Origin of the sequence: Burkholderia sp. Se-20378 (genome assembly GCF_017104665.1) — a bacterium.
GTDB lineage: Bacteria > Pseudomonadota > Gammaproteobacteria > Burkholderiales > Burkholderiaceae > Burkholderia > Burkholderia lata.
The window spans coordinates 1-4,128 of sequence record NZ_JAAGPG010000664.1 but is presented as its reverse complement, the minus strand read 5'-3'; the positions used below and the strand labels follow the sequence as shown (position 1 = coordinate 4,128).

Genomic DNA, 4,128 nt, shown 5'->3' with positions numbered 1-4,128 from the left:
GGCCGCACCCGCGCCGGCCGCGCAGCCCAACCGCTCGCGCTGGCTCGGGCCGATCGCCGGTCTCGCGGCCGGTCTCGGCATCGCGGCGCTGCTGTCGCATTTCGGCCTGGGCGGCGCATTCGCAAGCATGATGGCGAACGTCATCGTGATCGCGCTGCTCGCGGCGGTCGGCATCTGGCTGATCCGCAAGTTCATGAACCGCCGTCGTCCGCAGGAGCCGGCGTACTCGGTCGGCGGCTCGGCGTCGTCGTCGGGCGGTTATTCGCAAAGCCCGTCGTTCCAGCAGGGCGGCACCGGCAGCAACTATGCGGGTAGCGGCAGCAGCTACGCGAACGAAGCGCAGGGCGTGTTCGGCGGCGGTGCCGCGGCCACCGGCGCGGCAGCGGCTGCTGCGGCAGCACCGCTGCAGGTGCCGGCCGGTTTTGACACCGAAGCGTTCCTGCGCAGCTCGAAGGTCTATTTCGTGCGCCTGCAGGCCGCGTGGGACCAGGGCAACCTGGCCGACATCCGCGAGTTCACGACGCCCGAAATGTTCGCCGAGATCAAGATCGACCTCGATTCGCGCGGCAACGAGTCGAACCAGACCGACGTCGTGCAGCTCGACGCGGAACTGGTCGCGATCGAGGACCGCGGCATCGAGCAGTCGGCGAGCGTGCGCTTCCACGGCCTGATCCGCGAATCGGCGAATGCGTCGGCCGCGCCGTTCGACGAGGTGTGGAACCTGTCGAAGTCGGGCAGTCAGGGCTGGCTGCTCGCGGGCATCCAGCAGATCAACACGCACTGAGCGTGACCGGCGGCCCGCGCCGCCGGCACCCGGGCAACGGCCGCCGCACTGCGACCGCTTGCCGCCCGGGTGTGCGGTCAGGCACGGTCTGCCGACGATCCGACGTTACAATAGAAACCCGCGTGGGCGCCCGGCCTGCGCGGGTTTTTTCTTTCCCAGCCCGATGACCTTTGCCGCCAAGCCTTTTGCTGCTGCTGTCAATCACCTGCTCGCCCGCGAATCGTGGGCGCGCGACCGCCTGATTCCGTATGCGGGCAAGACTGCCCGGATCGACGTGCCCCCGGTTACGCTCACGCTGCTGGTGCAGCCCGACGGCTATCTGTCGGCCGTCGACGCGCACGATGCGCAACAGGTCGACGTATCGATCGCGCTTGCCGGCGATACCGTTGCCGCATTCCTGCAAGGCGGCCAGGCGGCCGTAATGAAGCACGTGAAGATCGAGGGCGACGCGGAGTTCGCGACGCAGATCGCGAAGCTGGCCGAGCACCTGCGCTGGGAACCTGAAGAAGATCTCGCGAAGCTGGTCGGCGACGCGGCGGCATTCCGGATCGCGACGGTCGTGCGCGACGCCGGTGCGCGCGCGCGACGCACCGGCCGCAACGTGCTCGATTCCGTCGCCGAATACTGGCTCGACGAGAACCCGCAAGTCGTCCGGCGCGCGTCGCTCGGCGGCTTCGACGCCGAACTGGCGCGCGCACGCGATGCGCTCGCGCGGGTCGAAAAGCGGGTCGAGCGACTCGAACAAAAAATCGGCGCGAGCACGGGTTCCGGCCCGCGCGGCGCGCACTGAGGGGCCGCAGGGCATGCGCATTTTCCGTTTCATCAAGATTGTCTACACCGTCATCCGCTTTGGTCTCGACGAAGTGATGCTGTCCCGGATCGACGACCGGCGCGTGAAGCTGCTGCTGCGGATCACGACGATCGGCCGCCGCTATTCCGATCCGCCTGCCGTGCGGCTGCGCCGCGCGCTCGAAAGTCTCGGCCCGATCTTCGTGAAGTTCGGCCAGGTGCTGTCCACGCGCCGCGACCTGCTGTCGGTCGATTTCGCGAACGAGCTCGCGAAGCTGCAGGACCAGGTGCCGCCGTTCGATTCGGCGGTCGCGATCGGGATCATCGAGAAGTCGCTCGGTGCGCCGGTCGACGAGCTGTTCGACGAATTCGAGCGCGAGCCGATCGCGAGCGCGTCGATCGCGCAGGTGCATTTCGCGAAGCTGAAGCAGGGCCAGCACGCGGGCAAGGCCGTCGCCGTCAAGGTGCTGCGCCCGAACATGCTGTCCGTGATCGATTCCGACCTCGCGCTGATGCGCGACATCGCGATCTGGACCGAACGCATGTGGGCCGACGGCCGGCGCCTGAAGCCGCGCGAGGTCGTCGCCGAATTCGACAAGTACCTGCACGACGAGCTCGACCTGATGCGCGAGGCCGCCAACGGCAGCCAGCTGCGCCGCAACTTCGCGGGCCTCGACCTGCTGCTCGTGCCCGAAATGTTCTGGGATTTCTCGACGTCGCAGGTGCTCGTGATGGAGCGCATGACCGGCGTGCCGATCAGCCAGGTCGAGACGCTGCGTTCGGCCGGCGTCGACATCAAGAAGCTCGCGCGTGAAGGCGTCGAGATCTTCTTCACGCAGGTGTTCCGCGACGGCTTCTTCCACGCGGACATGCACCCGGGCAACATCCAGGTGAGCCTCGATCCGAACACGTTCGGCCGCTACGTCGCGCTCGATTTCGGGATCGTCGGCGCGCTGTCCGATTTCGACAAGAACTACCTCGCGCAGAACTTCCTCGCATTCTTCAAGCGCGACTACCACCGCGTCGCGACGCTCCACCTCGAATCGGGCTGGGTGCCGCCTGAAACGCGTGTCGAGGAACTCGAAAGCGCGATCCGCGCGGTGTGCGAGCCGTATTTCGACCGTGCGCTGAAGGACATCTCGCTCGGCCAGGTGCTGATGCGCCTGTTCTCGACGTCGCGCCGCTTCAACGTCGAGATCCAGCCGCAACTCGTGCTGCTGCAGAAGACGATGCTGAACGTCGAAGGCCTCGGCCGCTCGCTCGACCCCGAGCTCGACCTGTGGAAGACCGCGAAGCCGTACCTCGAGCGCTGGATGACCGAGCAGATCGGCTTGCGCGGCTGGTACGAGCGCTTCAAGGTCGAGGCGCCGCAGTGGAGCAAGACGCTGCCGCAATTGCCGCGCCTGATCCACCATGCGATGGCGGCGCGCCATGACGCGCCGCGCGCGGCGAGCGAAGACCTGATGCGCCAGATCCTCGTCGAGCAGAAGCGGACGAACCGGCTGCTGCAGGCGCTGCTGATCTTTGGCCTCGCCGTTGGCGTCGGGGCGCTCGTTGCGCGTGTGCTGATCTTGCTCGCATACGGCGCCTGACCGAAAGGAGTGCGGCGATGTCCGATCCGAAGCAACCGAAGCCGAATGTGCCGGCCGCCGCCGATTTCACGACGCGCGATCCCGGCGACGCATCGTTCTGGGACGAGCGTTTCGAGCGTGGCGTGACGCCGTGGGAATTCGGTGGCGTGCCCGAGGGTTTTGGTGTGTTCGCGCATCGGCTCGAGCCGTGCGCGGTGCTGATTCCCGGCTGCGGCAGTGCGCAGGAAGCCGGGTGGCTGGCCGAAGCCGGCTGGCCCGTGCGTGCGATCGATTTCGCCGCGCAGGCGGTGGCTGCCGCGAAGGCGCAGCTCGGCGCGCATGCGGAAGTCGTCGAGCAGGCCGATTTCTTTGCGTACCGGCCGCCGTTCGACGTGCAGTGGGTGTACGAGCGCGCGTTCCTGTGCGCGCTGCCGCCGGCCATGCGTGCCGACTATGCGGCGCGGATGGCCGAGCTGCTGCCTGCTGACGGATTGCTGGCCGGCTATTTCTTCCTGATGGCTAAACCGAAGGGGCCGCCGTTCGGAATCGAGCGTGCCGAACTCGATGCGCTGCTCACGCCGCACTTCGAGCTGATCGAGGATTTGCCCGTGACCGATTCGCTCGCGGTGTTCGAAGGACACGAGCGCTGGCTCACGTGGCGTCGCCGCTGATGCGCGGGTGTCGCGGCCATTGCCGGAGCGCGGCAGGGTTTCGGCTATAATTCAAGGTTTTGCAAGCCGTTTCCAGTTTCCGCGGGAAAAATATCATGCCGATCTACGCCTATCGATGCGAAGCGTGTGGTTTCGCGAAGGACGTGCTCCAGAAGATGAGCGACGCGCCGCTGTCGCAGTGCCCGGAATGCGGGAAGGATGCATTTCGCAAGCAGGTCACTGCTGCGGGCTTCCAGCTGAAGGGTTCGGGTTGGTATGTCACCGATTTCCGTGGCGGTTCGGGCGGCACCAGCGCGCCGGCGACGGCGTCGGG

5 protein-coding genes are annotated in these 4,128 nt (G+C 67.0%); all 5 read left to right on the top strand.

The features are described 5' to 3' along the window. A partial coding sequence (locus tag G3N93_RS35710) for a Tim44 domain-containing protein (protein ID WP_206135093.1) occupies positions 1-784 on the top strand: 784 nt, incomplete at its 5' end. A 163-nt stretch (positions 785-947) separates the two neighbouring features. Further along, entirely contained in the window at positions 948-1,574 is a 627-nt protein-coding gene (locus G3N93_RS35705; protein WP_174942397.1) for an SCP2 domain-containing protein, read from the top strand. Positions 1,575-1,587: 13 nt separating this feature from the next. Beyond that, entirely contained in the window at positions 1,588-3,165 is a 1,578-nt protein-coding gene (ubiB, locus tag G3N93_RS35700) for a ubiquinone biosynthesis regulatory protein kinase UbiB (protein WP_174940213.1), read from the top strand. Between the two features lie 17 nt (positions 3,166-3,182). Then, positions 3,183-3,815 (top strand): SAM-dependent methyltransferase, encoded by a 633-nt coding sequence (locus G3N93_RS35695; RefSeq protein WP_206135091.1) that lies wholly within the window; start codon positions 3,183-3,185, stop codon positions 3,813-3,815. Positions 3,816-3,910: 95 nt separating this feature from the next. After that, positions 3,911-4,128 (top strand): FmdB family zinc ribbon protein (locus G3N93_RS35690; protein ID WP_206135089.1); only part of this gene is annotated, 218 nt, incomplete at its 3' end.

What these genes read in the sequence shown, in the direction of transcription:
- G3N93_RS35705 (WP_174942397.1), top strand. Translation starts at nt 948, where the DNA reads ATGACCTTTGCCGCCAAGCCTTTTGCTGCTGCTGTCAATCACCTGCTC.
- ubiB (WP_174940213.1), top strand. Translation starts at nt 1,588, where the DNA reads ATGCGCATTTTCCGTTTCATCAAGATTGTCTACACCGTCATCCGCTTT.
- G3N93_RS35695 (WP_206135091.1), top strand. Translation starts at nt 3,183, where the DNA reads ATGTCCGATCCGAAGCAACCGAAGCCGAATGTGCCGGCCGCCGCCGAT.